The sequence below is a fragment of the Mycobacterium asiaticum genome, assembly GCF_001673365.1.
Classification (GTDB): domain Bacteria; phylum Actinomycetota; class Actinomycetes; order Mycobacteriales; family Mycobacteriaceae; genus Mycobacterium; species Mycobacterium asiaticum_A.
Genome location: NZ_LZLS01000211.1, coordinates 1 through 16,103, shown reverse-complemented (window position 1 = coordinate 16,103; position 16,103 = coordinate 1). Strand labels below are relative to the sequence as shown.

The following is a 16,103-nucleotide window of genomic DNA, read 5'->3' as shown; positions in this document are numbered from 1 at the left end:
CCACAAGTGGCATTCTCAATGAGGAGGAAACCCTAAGTGAGCCACTACAAGAGCAACGTCCGCGACCAGGAGTTCAACCTGTTCGAGGTATTCGGCGTTGACAAAGCATTAGGCCAAGGCGAGTTCAGCGATCTGGACGCCGACACTGCCCGCGAGATGTTGGCCGAGATCAGCCGGCTGTCCGAGGGGCCCGTCGCCGCGTCCTTCGTCGAAGGCGACCGCAATCCCCCGGTCTTCGACCCGAAGACGTTCTCCGTGACGTTGCCCGAGGAGTTCAAGAAGTCGGTCAAGGCTGTTATCGAAGCCGGCTGGGACAAGGCCGGTCTCGACGAGGAACTTGGCGGCATGCCGATGCCGAAGGCGCTGATGTGGGCGCTGCACGAGCACATCCTGGGTGCCAACCCGGCAGTGTGGATGTATGCCGGCGGTGCCGGTTTCGCCCAGATCCTCTACCACCTGGGCACCGAGGAGCAGAAGAAGTGGGCCGTACTGGCCGCCGAGCGTGGCTGGGGTTCCACCATGGTGCTCACCGAGCCGGACGCCGGTTCGGACGTGGGTGCCGGCCGCACCAAGGCCGTCCAGCAGGAGGACGGTTCTTGGCACATCGACGGTGTGAAGCGATTCATCACTTCCGCTGACTCCGACGACATGTTCGAGAACATCTTCCACCTGGTACTGGCCCGCCCCGAGGGCGCCGGCCCCGGCACCAAGGGCCTGTCGCTGTTCTTCGTCCCGAAGTTCCACTTCGACTCCGAGACCGGCGAGCTGGGCGAGCGCAACGGCGTTTTCGTCACCAACGTCGAGCACAAGATGGGTCTGAAGGTATCGACGACCTGCGAGTTGACCTTCGGCCAGCACGACGTCCCGGCCAAGGGCTGGCTCGTCGGCGAGGTGCACGAGGGCATTGCGCAGATGTTCGACGTCATCGAGCAGGCTCGCATGATGGTCGGCACCAAAGCCATCGCCACGCTGTCGACCGGTTACCTGAACGCGCTGGAGTACGCCAAGTCCCGCGTGCAGGGTGCCGACCTGACGCAGATGACCGACAAGACCGCACCGCGCGTGACCATCACGCACCACCCCGACGTGCGTCGGTCGCTGATGACCCAGAAGGCCTACGCCGAGGGTCTGCGTGCGCTGTACCTGTACACCGCAACCTTCCAGGACGCCGCGGTGGCCGAGGCACTGCACGGTGTGAGCCCGGAACTGGCGGTCAAGATCAACGACCTGATGCTGCCCGTGGTCAAGGGTGTCGGCTCCGAGCAGGCCTACGCCAAGCTCACCGAAAGCCTGCAGACCTTCGGCGGGTCCGGCTTCCTTCAGGACTACCCGATCGAGCAGTACATCCGTGACGCCAAGATCGACTCCCTGTACGAAGGCACCACCGCCATCCAGGCGCAGGACTTCTTCTTCCGCAAGATCGTCCGCGACAAGGGTGTGGCGCTGGCCCACGTATCGGGTGAGATCCAGGAGTTCGTCGACAGCGAGTCCGGCAACGGACGCCTGAAGACCGAGCGTGCCCTGCTGGCCAAGGCTCTGACCGACGTCCAGTCGATGGCGGCCACCCTGACCGGCTACCTGATGGCCGCGCAGGAGGATGTCACCAGCCTCTACAAGGTGGGCCTGGGTTCGGTGCGGTTCCTGATGAGCGTCGGTGACCTGGTCATCGGATGGTTGCTGCAGCGTCAGGCTGCGGTGGCGGTTGCAGCGTTGGACGCCGGTGCCACCGGGTCCGAGCGGTCCTTCTACGAGGGCAAGATCGCGGTTGCGTCGTTCTTCGCGAAGAACTTCCTGCCGCTGCTGACCAGCACTCGTGAGGTGATCGAGACGCTGGACAACGACATCATGGAGCTCGACGAAGCGGCCTTCTAGGCATTAGCGCATTAAATCCCCCGCCTTCATTCGAGGGCGGGGGATTTTTTGTTTGGCCCGGGGGTCTGCGCGGCCGGTGTTGCGCGACATATAACTGACGCACACGACTCGCCGCAGCGCGTGTGCGTGGTTTATCTCTCGGCGATGGGCCTCGCGGCGCTGCAAGTCAAAAAGACCGCCGCTGGATCCCCTCACTCCAGCGGCGGCCCTTTTCGTTCGCCCGTCTCCGCTGACCGGCGGTCGATCCAGGGATTGCCCCGCGTTGCCGTCGGGGTCGGGGGGTCAGACACCAACACGGGGCTATCCAGACGTCGGGTTACCCAGATGGTTCGGGCAACAAACCATTCACCTAAAAAACTTCTGGCGTGATTTGCGGCACAGCTCTACGCCTCCAGGATCGCGGCTACGCCCTGCCCGCCAGCTGCGCAAATCGAAATCAGCGCGCGCACAGTGCCGTTGCCTTTGGCTTCTTTTTTCTTCTCCGCGAGTTGCTTGGCGGCCTGCGCGAGAATCCGCCCGCCGGTGGCGGCGAAGGGGTGTCCGGCGGCCAGCGACGACCCGTTGACGTTGACCTTGGACCGGTCGATGGAGCCCAATGCGCCGTCCAGACCCAGCCGTCCCTTGCAGTAGTCCTCGGACTCCCAGGCCTGCAGGTGAGCGAGCACCACCGAAGCGAAGGCTTCGTGAATCTCGTAGAAGTCGAAATCCTGCAGGCTCAGGCCGTTACGCGCCAACAGGCGGGGCACCGCGTACGTCGGTGCCATCAGCAGACCGTCCTTGCCGTTGACGTAGTCCACGGCCGCCGTTTCCGCGTCGACGAAGTAGGCCAGCGGTGACAGGGAATGATCGGCCGCCCACTGCTCGGTGGCCAGTAGCGCAACCGAGGCGCCGTCGGTCAGCGGCGTGGAATTGCCCGCCGTCATCGTCGCGTCGCCGGCCTTGACCCCGAAGACCGGGCGCAGCGAGGCCAATTTCTCGACGCTGGCGTCGGGGCGCAGGTTGTCGTCGCGGTACAGACCCAAAAACGGCGTGATCAGGTCGTCGAAGAAGCCGCGATCGTAGGCGTCGGCCATGTTGCGATGACTCGCCACGGCAAGCTCATCCTGGTCAACACGCTTGATGCCCATTTCCTTGGCGGTCAGAGCCGCGTGCTCACCCATCGACAGCCCGGTGCGCGGTTCGCTGTTGGCCGGCAGGTCCAACCCGAGGTTGGCCGGCAAGGCACCCAGCAGCTTGGCCCGCTGCACGTTGGATTTGGCCCGACGCACCTTCAGCAACGTCTTGCGCAGGTCGTCGCCCAGCGCGATCGGCGCGTCCGAGGTGGTGTCCACGCCGCCGGCCACCGCGACCTCGTATCGGCCGGCCGCGATGCCGTCGGCCGCGGCGATGGCCGCTTGCAGGCCGGTGCCGCAGGCCTGCTGCAGGTCGAAAGCCGGGGTGTAGGACGACAGTTCGGAGCCCAGCACGCACTCGCGGATCAGGTTGAAGTCGCGGCTGTGCTTGAGCACGGCCCCGCCGACCACGGCGCCCAATCGCTCCCCGGCCAGGCCGAACCGGTCCACCAGACCGCCCAGTGCGGCGGTGAACATGTCCTGGTTGGAGGCTTCGGCATAGGCCCGGTCGGATCGACCGAATGGGATGCGGTTGCCGCCCAGAACGGCTACGCGCCGGCTTGGCTCAGAACTTGCAGGGCTCACGTTTATCTCCGCTAGTCGGGGGTTAGTTTTGGGGTATCCGCCTCTGCAGGCAATACTACCCACTGTTCTTACTCGCAAGTAAGTTCGTCCCTGACACGGAAGGCAACTCAGTGGCCACCAAGCGCTCACCTGATCTGTTCTCGCAGGTTGTCAACTCCGGACCCGGCTCGTTCCTGGCCAAGCAGCTCGGTGTCCCGCAACCCGAACCGCTGCGGCGCTACAGCGTCGGCGATCCCCCGCTGGCCGGGTCGCTGCTGATCGGCGGAGAAGGCAGGGTGGTCGAGCCGCTGCGCGCGGCCCTGGACAACGACTACGAGCTGGTCGGTAACAACCTGGGCGGCCGTTGGGCCGACTCGTTCGCCGGGCTGGTGTTCGATGCGACGGGTATCACGACGCCGGATGGACTCAAGGCCCTGCACACGTTCTTCAAGCCGCTGTTGCGCAACCTCGAGCACTCCGCGCGCATCGCGGTCGTCGGGACGACACCCGAAGCCGCAGGCAGCATCGAGGAACGGATCGCGCAACGCGCGCTCGAAGGGTTCACCCGCTCGCTGGGCAAGGAAGTGCGCAACGGTACGACGGTGAATCTGGTGTACCTCGCACCGGACGCCAAGCCCGCGGCCACCGGCCTGGAGTCCACGATGCGGTTCATCCTGTCGGCCAAGTCGGCCTACGTCGACGGCCAGGTTTTCTACGTCGGCGCCGAGGACGCCACTCCTCCGGCCAACTGGGACAAGCCGCTGGACGGCAAGGTCGCCCTGGTGACCGGCGCGGCGCGCGGTATCGGCCGCACGATCGCCGAAGTGTTCGCCCGCGACGGTGCGCGCGTCGTCGCGATCGACGTCGAATCCGCCGAGGACGCGTTGGCCGAGACCGCCAGCGCCGTCGGCGGCACACCGCTTTGGCTCGACGTCACCGCCGAGGATGCGGTGGAGAAGATCACCGAGCATCTGCGCGACCACCACGGCGGCCGGGCGGACATCCTGGTGAACAACGCCGGTATCACCCGGGACAAGTTGCTGGCCAACATGGACGATGCCCGCTGGGATGCGGTGCTGGCGGTCAATTTGTATGCGCCCCTGCGACTTACCGAAGGACTGGTGGGTAACGGCACGCTCGGCGAGGGTGCCCGGGTGATCGGGTTGTCCTCGATCGCCGGCATCGCGGGCAACCGCGGACAGACCAACTACGGCACCACCAAGGCCGGCATGATCGGCATCACCCAGGCGCTGGCGCCGACTCTGGCAGAAAAGGGCATCACGATCAACGCCGTGGCACCGGGATTCATCGAAACCAAGATGACGGCGGCGATTCCGCTGGCCACCCGTGAAGTGGGTCGCCGGCTGAATTCACTGTTGCAGGGCGGCCAGCCGGTCGACGTCGCCGAAACGATCGCCTATTTCGCCAGTCCGGCGTCAAATGCGGTGACGGGCAACGTGGTTCGCGTTTGCGGCCAGGGCATGATCGGTGCTTAGTCCGGTGACTCTGGCGATGCTCGACGCGGGCCGATAGGCCCGACGAGGAACCGGACGAAAAGGAGGAAGCATGAACCAACCGAGCGGGCTGCGCAACATGCTGCGTGCGGTCGCCGGTGCGGTGCCAGTGGTGCCCCGTCCCGACAAGCTTTCCGACCGCACCGTGACGGTCGAGGAACTGCCCATCGACCAGGACAATGTGGCGGCCTACGCCGCGGTGACCGGGTTGCGCTACGGCAACAACGTGCCGCTGACCTATCCGTTCGCCTTGACCTTCCCGTCGATCATGTCCCTGGTGTCCGGCTTCGACTTCCCGTTCTCCGCAATGGGATCGGTGCACACCGAGAACAAGATCACCCAATACCGGCCGATCGCGGTCACCGACACGGTGAACGTACAAGTGCACGCCGAGAACATGCGCGAGCACCGCAAGGGACTGCTGGTCGACCTGCTGACCGACGTCAACGTCGGCAACGAGCTGGCCTGGCAGCAGGTGACTACTTTCCTGCACCAACAGCGCACCAGCTTGTCCGACGAACCCAAACCGCCGCCGGAGAAACAACCCAAACTGGCCCCACCGTCGACCGTGCTGCGGATCTCGAATTCGCAGATCCGTCGGTATGCCGTGGTGAGCGGGGATCTCAATCCCATCCACACCAGCGGTGTGGCCGCAAAGCTCTTCGGATTCCCGACCTCTATCGCACACGGAATGTTCACTGCTGCAGCGGTATTGGCCAACATTGAGGCCAAAGTCCCAGACGCGGTGCGGTATTCGGTGCGGTTCGGTAAGCCGGTGCTGCTGCCGGCGACGGTGGGGCTCTACCTCGATGAGGACACCGAGGGCTGGAACCTTTCCCTGCGCAACATCTCCAAGGGCTATCCGCACCTGACCGCGACGATCCGCGCGCTCTAGACGCGCCGCTCACAGCCCCAACGGGTAGGAGATGGGCGCGCCGGCAATCACCTCGTTGATGAGCGTCGTCAGGTTCACCAAGAACAGGAATGGCGCCAGCAGCAGGATCGGCCAAAAGACCGGGAAGACGGCCAAGCCCGCAATGGCGATCGGGAAAGTGACGATCATGCTCGTCAAGGCGAGCCCGGCGGTCGTGTAGTAATTCGCCGATGCGTCCAACGCCTGCAACCACGAGGCGCTCGACACCTCGGCGCTGGCGTAGGACGACGTGCCTGCGGTCAGGTTCTGGATGAACTGCTGCTGAAACGTCGCCGCCTCGCGTGCCACCAGCTGATAGTCCTGAGCGTGCCGCGAGAAAAGCTGCGCGATTCCCTCCGACACCTCGTCCGCGGCAGCGGGACTCAGAGCAAGGGTCGCTGGACTCGCGGATCTGTGGGCTTCGTCAAGTGCGGAAGCGACGTTTGCCAAATCTGCTGCCGCCGCCAGCATGCTGTCTGGCGCAACGCTTACGTGCGACATGTAACCACCCAACTCAAAGACGCGAATTACCTGCGTATCGAGACTCGCACCAGGCGCTGTGATCGGCTTAGGTAGCGGACTACCCCATTTGGACGCGGCCGTCCTGGCTCGTCCTCAGCCGGCGCGGTGGTCCAGATGCAGGCGCCTTCGCCCCACGGCGAACGTTTTCAACCAGTGCGCACCGACCGCGGTGACGGCGAACACCGCCAGCATCCAAATCGGTGGCCGCGCCAGCTCCCAGACGAAGATTGCGGCCCAGATCGGTGAGCCCTGCGTCACCGCCAGCACGCCAGCGGCGGCGCCCAATGAAATCACCGGCCCGTGCAGGTGCGTTCCAGCCGTCTGATTGAGTGCCAGCACCACCACCGCGCCGGCAGCCGCGCCGGTGGCCAACGACGGCGTCAGCAGACCGCCGGCGCCGCCGGCCCGCAGAAACAGCGCCGTCAACACCGGCTTGAGCGCCAGAATCACGGCCGCCGACGAGAGCGTCATCCCGGAGGCGAGGCTGACGGTGAGCACGCTTTTGCCGTTGCCGGGCAGCTCGGGCCACCAATGCGAACAGATGCCGGTCAGCAGGCCGGCGGCGGCCAGCGCGGGTACCAGCACCCAGGAGCGGATGAGTTCGGCCGGTCGTGCCGCCGCGATGATCTTGTTGAATGCCCAGCCGACCGCGAATGCCAACGGCGCCAACGCCAGGCCGTGCGCACTCAACAGGTACGCCGATTCCGCGCTGGGCCAATCCAATTCGGGGTGGTCGTGGGTGACCAGCGAACCCACTGCGACAGCCAGGCTCGAGGTGATCAGCGCCGCGCCTACGGCGCGCAACCGCCAGGTGTTCAACAGGATTCGCAGGGTGAACAGCGCCCCGGCCAGTGGGACTGCGTACACCGCAGCCAGCCCCGCCCCGGCCGCGCAGGCCAGCAGGATCTCACGGTCGGCGGGCGATAACCGCTTGAGCCGCTCGGTACCGAAATCGCCTAGCACAGCCGCGAATTGACGGGGTGCGCCTTCTCGTCCCAGCGACGCACCCGAACCGACCAGGATGACCTGGAGCAAAGCGTCGATGCTCCACGCCGAGCGTGGAATCCGATCATGGCGGGCGACGGTGGAGGCCAGCGGCGGCACCTCGGCCCGGCGTCGTAGCAGCCACCAGCCCAGCCCGGCCAACGCCGCACCGATCATCGGTCCGAGCGCACGACGGACCGGACTGCTGCCGGTGATCCCATCCAGCAGCGAGCCGAAAGTGTAGTGATACGTGAGGTGTTCGACGGAGCGCAGCACCACGGTCGTCGTTAATCCGGCGAGCCCGGCCAGCAACCCCACGACAACGACCGCACAGAAAAAATCGACGTCGCGGCGGGACTGCACGAAGCGAATCTAGCGCGTAGCGGCGTTCGGGCCGCTATCGCGATCGGCCGGCACTCCGCGCAGACCCGCCCAGAACAGGTCGATCATCATCGCGGCCGCTGCGTCGACGTCCACGTCGCCGGTGCTGAGCCGGCTGGCCACCGCTTCGCCCGCACCCACCAAAGCCACAGCCATGATTTCGATTTCGGCGTCGGAGCGGGGACTGCGGGTGCCTTCCCGCACCAACCCGGCCACCATATCGATGATCTGCTCTCGCCCTTCGCGGACCGTATGGGCGAAGGCCAACGAACTGGTGGCCTGGGTGTACATCACGATCCAGGAGGCGCGGTTCTCGTCGATGTAGCGCAGGAAAGAGCTAATGGTGTTGCGCAGCAAGTCTTTTGGACTCTGGGTGAAGTCGATGTCGGCACGCACGACATTGATGAACCGGCCCATCTCCCGGTTCAGACAAGCGCCGAACAAGTCTTCCTTGGAGCCGTAGTACAGATACAACATCGGCTTGGAGATCTGCGCCTCGGCGGCGATCGCGTCCATCGATGTCTCGTGGTAGCCGTTGACGGAGAACATTTGGACGGCGGCATCCAGCATCTGCTGCTCGCGAACAGCACGCGGTAACCGCTTGGTACCACCGGCCATTGCTATCCCCTAACTGGCCCCCATTTGCATCAGCGGCCACATGTCGCGTTGACGCCCTTCATTGTCGCCACCCGCACCAGCGACGCGTCCACCTGCTGCGCCGAGAGGTCACCGGCGTTCACCGCCTGCTCCAACCGATCCAACACGGCGGGAACCTCTTTGGTGGTGACCCACAGCGCGATGTCGACGCCGGCCTGCAGGCTTTTCAGCACCGCCTCTGTCACACCGAACCGGTCGGAGATGGCGGCCATGCTGGACAGGTCGTCGCTGAATATCGGGCCATTGAAGGGCGGACCGCCGTAGCCCGTGCCGGTGCGCAGCAGGTCCACGGCGGCCTTGCTGAGGCTGGCCGGGTCACTGCCAGTCAGGCCGGGCACCTGCATGTGTCCGATCATCACCGCGACCGGGTTCGCGGCCAGCAGGGTCCGGTAGGGCAATAGGTCGTTGGCGATCAGCTCGCCGAGCGGTGGGGTGGTGACGCCGCCGGTGTGGGAATCACCGGAACCGTGGCCGTGCCCGGGAAAGTGCTTGAGCACCGGCAATAGGCCCGCGTCGCGCAGGCCTTGGGCGTAGGCGCCGCCGTACTCGGTGACCTTCGCGGGGTCGGAGCCGAACGAGCGGTCCCCGATCACCGTGTCGTCGGGGGCGTCGGTGACATCGACCACCGGGGCGAAGTCCACCGTGATGCCCAGTTCCTTCATCTTGCGGCCGCGGGCCAGCTCCAGGTCGTGGACCTGCTGCGTGGTCATCGTCAGCGCCATCTCCTTGGCCGTGGGCCCCCGGCCGCCGTCAAGCAGAGTCCGCAACCGGGACACCCGGCCACCCTCTTCGTCGACACCCACCGCCAGCGGCAACGGCGTGGCGGCGTTGGCGATCTCGCGTAACCCGTCGGGCAGCATCGACAGATCGGTGTCGCTGCCGATGATGATGCCGCCGACGTGGAATTCGGTGACCACGGCTTTGGCGTCGGCGGCATCGCGCACTCCGACCATCAGCAGCTGAGCGAGCTTGTCACGCAGATTCGGCATCGCAGCGGGAACGTCGGGCGGGGCGGCGCAGATCCTGGGCCCCGGTGCCGCGGCGGGCGTCGAGGTGGTGGACGGCGGCTTGGAACTGGTCACGGAACTAGTCACGGAAGACGAGGTTGCGGGCTTGTTGCCGCCGTGGCCGCAGCTCACCACCAGCATCGATGCGACGGCGACGACAGCCAGGGTGCGCGAAAAAGCCATCCGGACATGCTGTCACGCGTGCTTTCGGAGTCGGGTTCCGGGCCACGTTGACGCAGGCCGTAAGTCAGCCACAAGCCTGAGTTCTGCTAGGTTTGCGCTAGATCCCCATCACCCGAGGAGCCAATCGATGACCCCGATCGCCTGGATTGTCGTCGCGATCCTGGGTCTGTTCCTGGCGGCAGCGACCCTACTCGGGGCCAAAATTTCCCAAGGCGGGTCCAAGGCCAGCTCCGTCGCGGGAATTCTGGTGCCCATCAGCGCGTACGCGGTGGTGGGCGGGCTGCTCGGTGCGGCCGCGATCTTCGGGATCACCCTGATGGTCCAGCAGGACACGAAACCGCCACTGCCCGGGGGCGATCCGTCGTCGTCGGTGCTCAACCGGGTCGAGTACGGCAACCGCAGCTAGCCGGCCGGCGGTCGCCTCACCTCCCGATGAGGCCCTATCGCGCCGCTGGCTGCTGCTGGCCGGAGCGATCGCGCTCGTCCTGACCTTCGCCCAATCACCCGGGCAGGTTTCGCCCGACACCAAACTCGACCTCACCGCCAACCCACTGCGCTTTTTGGCTCGCGCAACCAACTTGTGGAACAGCGAGCTGCCGTTTGGCCAGGCGCAGAACCAGGCCTACGGCTACCTGTTTCCGCACGGGACGTTCTTCCTGGCCGGTCACCTACTCGGGATGCCCGGCTGGGTCACGCAACGGCTGTGGTGGGCCCTGCTGCTGACGATCGGATTCTGGGGCTTGCTGCGCGTCGCCGAGGCGCTGGGTATCGGCAGCCCGACGTCGCGGGTGCTGGGCGCGGTCGCATTTGCGCTCTCGCCGAGGGTGTTGACCACGCTCGGGTCGATCTCGTCGGAGGCGCTGCCGATGATGCTGGCGCCCTGGGTGCTACTGCCGACGATCCTGGCACTGCGCGGCGCCTTCCACCGATCCTTGCGCGTGCTGGCCGGCCAGGCGGGGCTGGCGGTCGCGCTGATGGGCGCGGTCAACGCGATCGCGACGCTGGCGGCTTGCCTGCCGGCAGCGATCTGGCTGGCCTGTCACCGGCCAAATCGGCGCTGGCTGCGCTATATCGCATGGTTGCTGTTGGCCCTGATCCTGGCGGTGTGCTGGTGGGTGGTGGCGCTGAGCCAGTTGCGCGACGTCAGCCCGCCGTTTCTGGACTTCATCGAATCCTCCGGAGTGACCACACAGTGGACATCCCTGGTGGAGGTGCTGCGCGGCACCGACAGCTGGACTCCGTTCGTGGCGCCCAACGCGACGGCGGGTGCCTCGCTGGTCACCGACCCGGTGGCGATTCTGGGCACCTGCCTGGTCGCCGCCGCCGGATTGGCCGGGCTCGCAAGTGCCGGAATGCCGGCGCGGGGCCGGCTGGTGACCATGCTGCTGACCGGCGTCGTCCTGCTTGCCCTCGGCTACAGCGGCGGGCTGGGTTCACCGGTTGCCCACCAGGTGCAGGCATTCCTGGACGCCGGCGGCACCCCGTTGCGCAACGTGCACAAGCTGGGCCCGGTGGTACGGATCCCGCTGGCGCTCGGCTTTGCTGCACTGCTGGGCCGGTTGCCCCTGCCGGGTAGCGCGCCGCGGCAGGTGTGGGTGAAAGCGTTCGCCCATCCGGAACGGGACCGGCGGATAGCTGTCGGCACCGTCGCGCTGACCGCACTGCTGGTGAGCACGTCGTTGGCGTGGAGCGCGCGACTCACCCCGCCCGGCACCTTCAGTGCGATACCCCACTACTGGCACCAAGCCGCGGACTGGCTCGGCACGCACCAGGACGGACGGGTACTGGTGGCGCCAGGCGCCCCGTTCGCCACCCAGGTGTGGGGCACCAGCCACGACGAGCCGTTGCAGGTGCTGGGCCCCGGTGCGTGGGGCGTGCGCGACTCCATCCCGTTGACGCCGCCGCAGACCATTCGGGCACTGGACTCGGTGCAGCGGCTGTTCGCCGCCGGTCGTCCCTCCGTCGGACTCGCCGATACCCTTGCCCGACAAGGTATTTCGTACGTTGTGGTACGCAACGACTTGGACCCCGAGACGTCCCGGTCGGCGCGGCCGATCCTGGTGCACCGCGCGGTCACCGGGTCGCCCGGGCTGGACAAGGTGGCCGAGTTCGGTGAGCCGGTAGGTCCCGGCACCCTGGCGGGCTTCGTCAGCGACAGCGGACTGCGGCCTCGCTACCCCGCTATCGAGATATACCGAGTGAGCTCCGAAACCACCGGGAATGCACCGTATTTCGCGGATCTCGACCGACTGCCCCGCGTCGACGGCGGTCCCGAAGTGCTGCTGCGGCTGGACGAACGGCGACGGCTGCTGGGCCAACCCGCGCTGGGGCCCGTGCTGATGACGGCCGACGCGAGCGCCGCCGGAGTGCCGACGCCGCTGGTCACTGTCACCGACACCCCGCTCGCGCGGGAGACCGACTACGGACGGGTCGATTTGCACTCGTCGGCGATCCGGGCACCAGGCGACGCCCGGCACACCTACAACCGGGTGCCCGACTACCCGGTCCCCGGCGCAGATGTCGTCTACGGCGGTTGGACCGGCGGCCGCGTCACAACGTCGAGTTCGTCGTCGGACGCCACCGCCCTGCCGGACGTCGCGGTAGCAACCTCGCCTGCGGCCGCGATCGACGGCGACCCGGCGACCGCCTGGGTGTCCAACGCGCTGCAATCTGCCGTCGGGCAGTGGCTGCGGGTGGATTTCGACCACCCGGTGACCAACGCGGTGATCACGCTGACGCCGAGCGCCACGGCCGTCGGCGCCCAGGTCCGGCGCATCCTGATCGAAACCGCCAATGGCAGCACCACCCTGCGGTTCGACGAATCCGGCAAGCCGCTCAACGCCGCCCTGCCCTACGGCGAAACACCATGGGTACGGATCACGGCGACAGCCACCGACGACGGTTCGCCGGGGGTGCAGTTCGGCATCACCGACCTGTCCATCACCCAGTACGACGCGTCCGGATTCACCCACCCGGTGCAGTTGCGGCACACCGTCGTGGTGCCCGGCCCGCCACCGGGTGCGACGATCGCGCGCTGGGACCTGGGCGCCGAGTTGCTCGGGCGACCAGGCTGCGCGGCGGGACCGAACAGCGTGCGTTGCGCGGCTTCGATGGCGCTCACCCCAGAAGAGCCGGTCAACCTGAGCCGCACTTTGACCGTGCCGGTCGCGACGTCGGTGACCCCGACGGTGTGGGTGCGACCACGGCAGGGCCCGAAGCTGGCTGATCTGATCGCCGAACCCGACACCGCTCGAGCACGTGGCGATGCCGACCTGGTCGAGATACTCGGCTCGGCCTACGCGGCCACCGACGGCGACCCGGCTACCGCGTGGATCGCGCCGCAGCGGGCGGTGCAGTACAAGACCCCGCCCACCCTCACCCTCACGCTGCCGCGGGCCACCGAGATCACCGGAGTTCGCCTGCGCCCCAGCCGATTCACGCTGCCCGCGCATCCGACGACGGTGGCCGTCGACCTCGGCGACGGCCCGCAGGTCCAGACCGTGGACCCGGAATCCGAAGAGCAGACGCTGGCATTGCATCCGCGGGTGACCGACACCGTCACCGTGAGCCTGCTCGACTGGCAGGACATCATCGACCGCAACGCGCTGGGCTTCGATCAGCTCAAGCCGCCCGGGCTGGCCGAAATCGTGGCGCTCGGCGCCGACGGCCACCCGATCGCGGCCGCCGACCCGGCCCGCAACCGGACCCGGGAGGTTGTCGTCGACTGCGAACACGGTCCGGTCATCGGCGTCGCCGGCCGATTCGTGCACACGTCGATCCGAACCACCGTCGGCACCCTGTTAGACGGCGCCCCGGTGCCGGCACAAGTTTGCGAGCCCGGCCCGATTGCGCTGCCGCCCGGACAGCAGGAGTTGGTGATCAGCCCGGGTGCAGCGTTCGTCGTGGACGGCGCCCAGCTGTCGGCTGTACCTGAAACACCGCCTGCCGCAGCAACTTCCGCCGATATCGGTACGTGGGGCCCGGCCCGACGCGAGATTCGGGCGCCTGCGTCTGCGAGCTCCCGGGTGCTGGTGATACCCGAAAGCGTCAACCCGGGTTGGCAGGCACGCACCAGCAGCGGCACGCGGCTGACGCCGGTAGCGGTGAACGGCTGGCAGCAAGGCTGGCTTATACCCGCGGGCGATCCCGGCACCATCACACTGACATTCGCCTCCAACGCGGTGTATCGGGCCGGCCTGGCGGTGGGTTTGAGCCTGTTGCCCCTGCTGGCGGTGCTGGCATTCTGGCGCCGGCGCACGCCTTCGGACGACGATCCCGCCGCGGCCCCATGGCAGCCAGCGACCTGGGCCGTTGTGGCGATGCTCGGGGCCGCGGGCGCGTTGATCGCAGGTGCGGTAGGCGTTTTGGTGGTTGGTGCCGTTCTGGGTCTGCGGTATGCGCTGCGCGATCGGGAACAGATGCGCGACGGACTCACCGTCGGCCTGAGCGCGGGCGGTCTGGTCCTGGCCGGGGCCGTGCTGGCCCGGCACCCCTGGCGGTCGGTCGACGGATATGCCGGGCATTCCGCGAGTGTCCAATTCCTGGCGCTGATTTCGCTTGCCTCAGTGGCCGCCTCAGTGGTGACGCGGCCTGATCCTGAAAAGAGGTAGTTGGCCGCGGGTATCGCGGACTGGTTGACTGGATACCCGAGGAGTCGTGGCCATGGAATGGTTTGCAGCACCCGAATACTGGCTGGGCAGGTTGGTGCTCGAGCGTGGGGTAGCGCTCATCTATCTGATCGCGTTCATTGCCGCGGTGCGACAGTTCCGGCCCCTGATCGGCGAACACGGGATGCTGCCGGTGCCGGGATATCTGGCTAGGCGTTCGTTTTGGCGCGCACCAAGCATTTTCCACGTCCGCTACTCAGACCGGTTGTTCGCCGCGGTGTGCTGGGTCGGTGCCGCGTTGTCGCTGGCGCTGGTGTGTGGTGCGGCGGCCATAGCTCCACTGTGGGCAACGATGCTGATTTGGCTGATCGTGTGGGTGTTGTACCTGTCGATCGTCAACGTGGGCCAGACGTGGTACGGATTCGGCTGGGAGTCATTGCTATTGGAGACCGGGTTTCTGATGATCTTCATGGGCAACGAGCGAATGGCCCCACCGGTGCTGACGTTGTTGCTGATGCGCTGGCTGTTGTTCCGCGTCGAGTTCGGGGCTGGGCTGATCAAGATCCGCGGCGACTCCTGTTGGCGCAACCTGACCTGCTTGGACTACCACCACGAAACCCAGCCGATGCCCGGACCGCTGAGCTGGTTTTTTCACCACCTGCCCAAGCCGCTGCATCGAATTGAAGTGGCGGGCAACCATTTCGTGCAGCTGGTGGTGCCGTTCGGGTTGTTCGCGCCGCAGCCGATAGCCGGTATTGCGGCCGCGATGATCATCGTCACGCAGCTGTGGCTGGTGACCTCCGGCAACTTCGCCTGGCTGAATTGGGTGACGATCTTGTTGGCGTTCAGCGCCATTGCCTGGCCCACGCACCCCACCACGCACCCCACAATGTCCGAACCGCCGCTGTGGTTTGCGGCGTTAGTAATTGTGTTCGCGGGCCTCATGATTTTCCTCAGCTACTGGCCGGTGCGCAACATGCTCTCGGCTGGGCAGCGAATGAACGTTTCATTCAACACTTTTCATCTGGGCAACACCTACGGCGCATTCGGCAGCATCTGCCGAACCCGTCGGGAGGTGGTGATCGAAGGAACCGACGCGGCGTCACTGGACGACGAGACCTCCTGGCGGGAGTACGAATTCAAGGGAAAGCCCACCGGATTGCGTCGGCTGCCACGGCAATTCGTGCCGTATCATCTGCGGCTGGACTGGCTGATGTGGTTCGCCGCCATCTCGCCGGGTTATGCCTTGGCGTGGATGACACCGTTCCTGCACCGGTTGCTGCGCAATGACGCCGCGACACTGCGCTTGTTGCGGCACAACCCGTTTCCTGACTCGCCACCGCGATATGTCCGGGCACAGCTGTATGAGTACCGCTTCACCACGCCGGGCGAATTGCGCCGTGATCGCGCATGGTGGCACCGCACGCTGATCGGCAGCTATGTGCCGCCGATGTCTTTGCCGGTCAGATGAAGAAGCCCGGGCGTCCGCTGGCGGACTTCAACCCTCCCGAACTGAAGTCGCCCTGATTCGCGATACCCGAACTCTTCAGCCCGGTGTTGTTGATGCCCACACTGCTGCCATCGCCGGTGGAGTTGCCGCCCGAATTGCCGAACCCAGTGTTCTGGAAGCCGTAGTTGAGGAAACCCACGTTCTGCATGCCGGTGTTGGCGATGCCCACGTTGCCGGCCTTGCCGCTGGTGTTGTAAATGCCGGCAGCAGTAACTTTGGCAGCGGCAACAATGGCAGCGGCAACGTCGGTGGCGGCAACATCGGCAACGGGAACTCC

The 16,103-nt window shown here is 66.3% G+C and carries 11 protein-coding genes and 1 pseudogene; 6 read left to right on the top strand and 6 right to left on the bottom strand.

Annotated features, from left to right (window positions below):
• Positions 1-36: 36 nt before the first annotated feature.
• Complete coding sequence (locus tag A5634_RS24570) at positions 37-1,872, top strand: acyl-CoA dehydrogenase (protein ID WP_065146635.1); 1,836 nt, start codon at positions 37-39, stop codon at positions 1,870-1,872.
• A gap of 383 nt (positions 1,873-2,255) precedes the next feature.
• On the opposite strand, the gene A5634_RS24565 is transcribed toward A5634_RS24570, so the two are convergent.
• Complete coding sequence (locus A5634_RS24565) at positions 2,256-3,569, bottom strand: acetyl-CoA C-acetyltransferase (protein ID WP_065146634.1); 1,314 nt, start codon at positions 3,567-3,569, stop codon at positions 2,256-2,258.
• Between the two features lie 110 nt (positions 3,570-3,679).
• Between A5634_RS24565 and A5634_RS24560 the strand changes: the two genes are divergently transcribed.
• Both A5634_RS24560 and A5634_RS24555 read left to right on the top strand, forming a co-directional pair.
• Positions 3,680-5,044, top strand: a complete 1,365-nt coding sequence (locus A5634_RS24560; RefSeq protein WP_065146633.1) for a 3-oxoacyl-ACP reductase — start codon at positions 3,680-3,682, stop codon at positions 5,042-5,044.
• 70 nt (positions 5,045-5,114) lie between these two features.
• Positions 5,115-5,957, top strand: a complete 843-nt coding sequence (locus A5634_RS24555; protein WP_065146632.1) for a MaoC/PaaZ C-terminal domain-containing protein — start codon at positions 5,115-5,117, stop codon at positions 5,955-5,957.
• Between the two features lie 9 nt (positions 5,958-5,966).
• On the opposite strand, the gene A5634_RS24550 is transcribed toward A5634_RS24555, so the two are convergent.
• The 4 genes from A5634_RS24550 to A5634_RS24535 all read right to left on the bottom strand — a co-directional run bounded on the left by A5634_RS24550 (position 5,967) and on the right by A5634_RS24535 (position 9,709).
• A complete protein-coding gene (locus A5634_RS24550) occupies positions 5,967-6,476 on the bottom strand; it encodes a PE family protein (protein ID WP_081290642.1) in 510 nt (169 codons plus the stop codon).
• Positions 6,477-6,590: 114 nt separating this feature from the next.
• Positions 6,591-7,844, bottom strand: a complete 1,254-nt coding sequence (locus A5634_RS24545) for a chloride channel protein (RefSeq protein WP_253861887.1) — start codon at positions 7,842-7,844, stop codon at positions 6,591-6,593.
• 9 nt (positions 7,845-7,853) lie between these two features.
• Positions 7,854-8,480, bottom strand: coding sequence for a TetR/AcrR family transcriptional regulator (locus A5634_RS24540; protein WP_065146629.1), 627 nt, complete (start codon positions 8,478-8,480; stop codon positions 7,854-7,856).
• Positions 8,481-8,509: 29 nt separating this feature from the next.
• Positions 8,510-9,709 carry a glycoside hydrolase family 3 N-terminal domain-containing protein gene (locus tag A5634_RS24535; RefSeq protein WP_065146628.1) on the bottom strand — a complete coding sequence of 400 codons (1,200 nt, stop codon included), beginning with the start codon at positions 9,707-9,709 and terminating at the stop codon, positions 8,510-8,512.
• Between the two features lie 241 nt (positions 9,710-9,950).
• Between A5634_RS24535 and A5634_RS28790 the strand changes: the two genes are divergently transcribed.
• From A5634_RS28790 to A5634_RS24520, 3 genes are read left to right on the top strand one after another with little or no spacing between them, the layout of a single operon-like run.
• A complete protein-coding gene (locus tag A5634_RS28790) occupies positions 9,951-10,115 on the top strand; it encodes a DUF2613 domain-containing protein (RefSeq protein WP_081290646.1) in 165 nt (54 codons plus the stop codon).
• Positions 10,116-10,164: 49 nt separating this feature from the next.
• Complete coding sequence (locus A5634_RS24525; RefSeq protein ID WP_065146627.1) at positions 10,165-14,319, top strand: alpha-(1->3)-arabinofuranosyltransferase; 4,155 nt, start codon at positions 10,165-10,167, stop codon at positions 14,317-14,319.
• Between the two features lie 52 nt (positions 14,320-14,371).
• Positions 14,372-15,787 (top strand): lipase maturation factor family protein, encoded by a 1,416-nt coding sequence (locus tag A5634_RS24520; RefSeq protein WP_065146626.1) that lies wholly within the window; start codon positions 14,372-14,374, stop codon positions 15,785-15,787.
• Here A5634_RS24520 and A5634_RS24515 read toward each other — a convergent pair.
• Positions 15,780-16,103, bottom strand: a pseudogene (locus A5634_RS24515) (hypothetical protein); the annotation flags it as partial. The gene A5634_RS24520 and the pseudogene A5634_RS24515 overlap by 8 nt on opposite strands.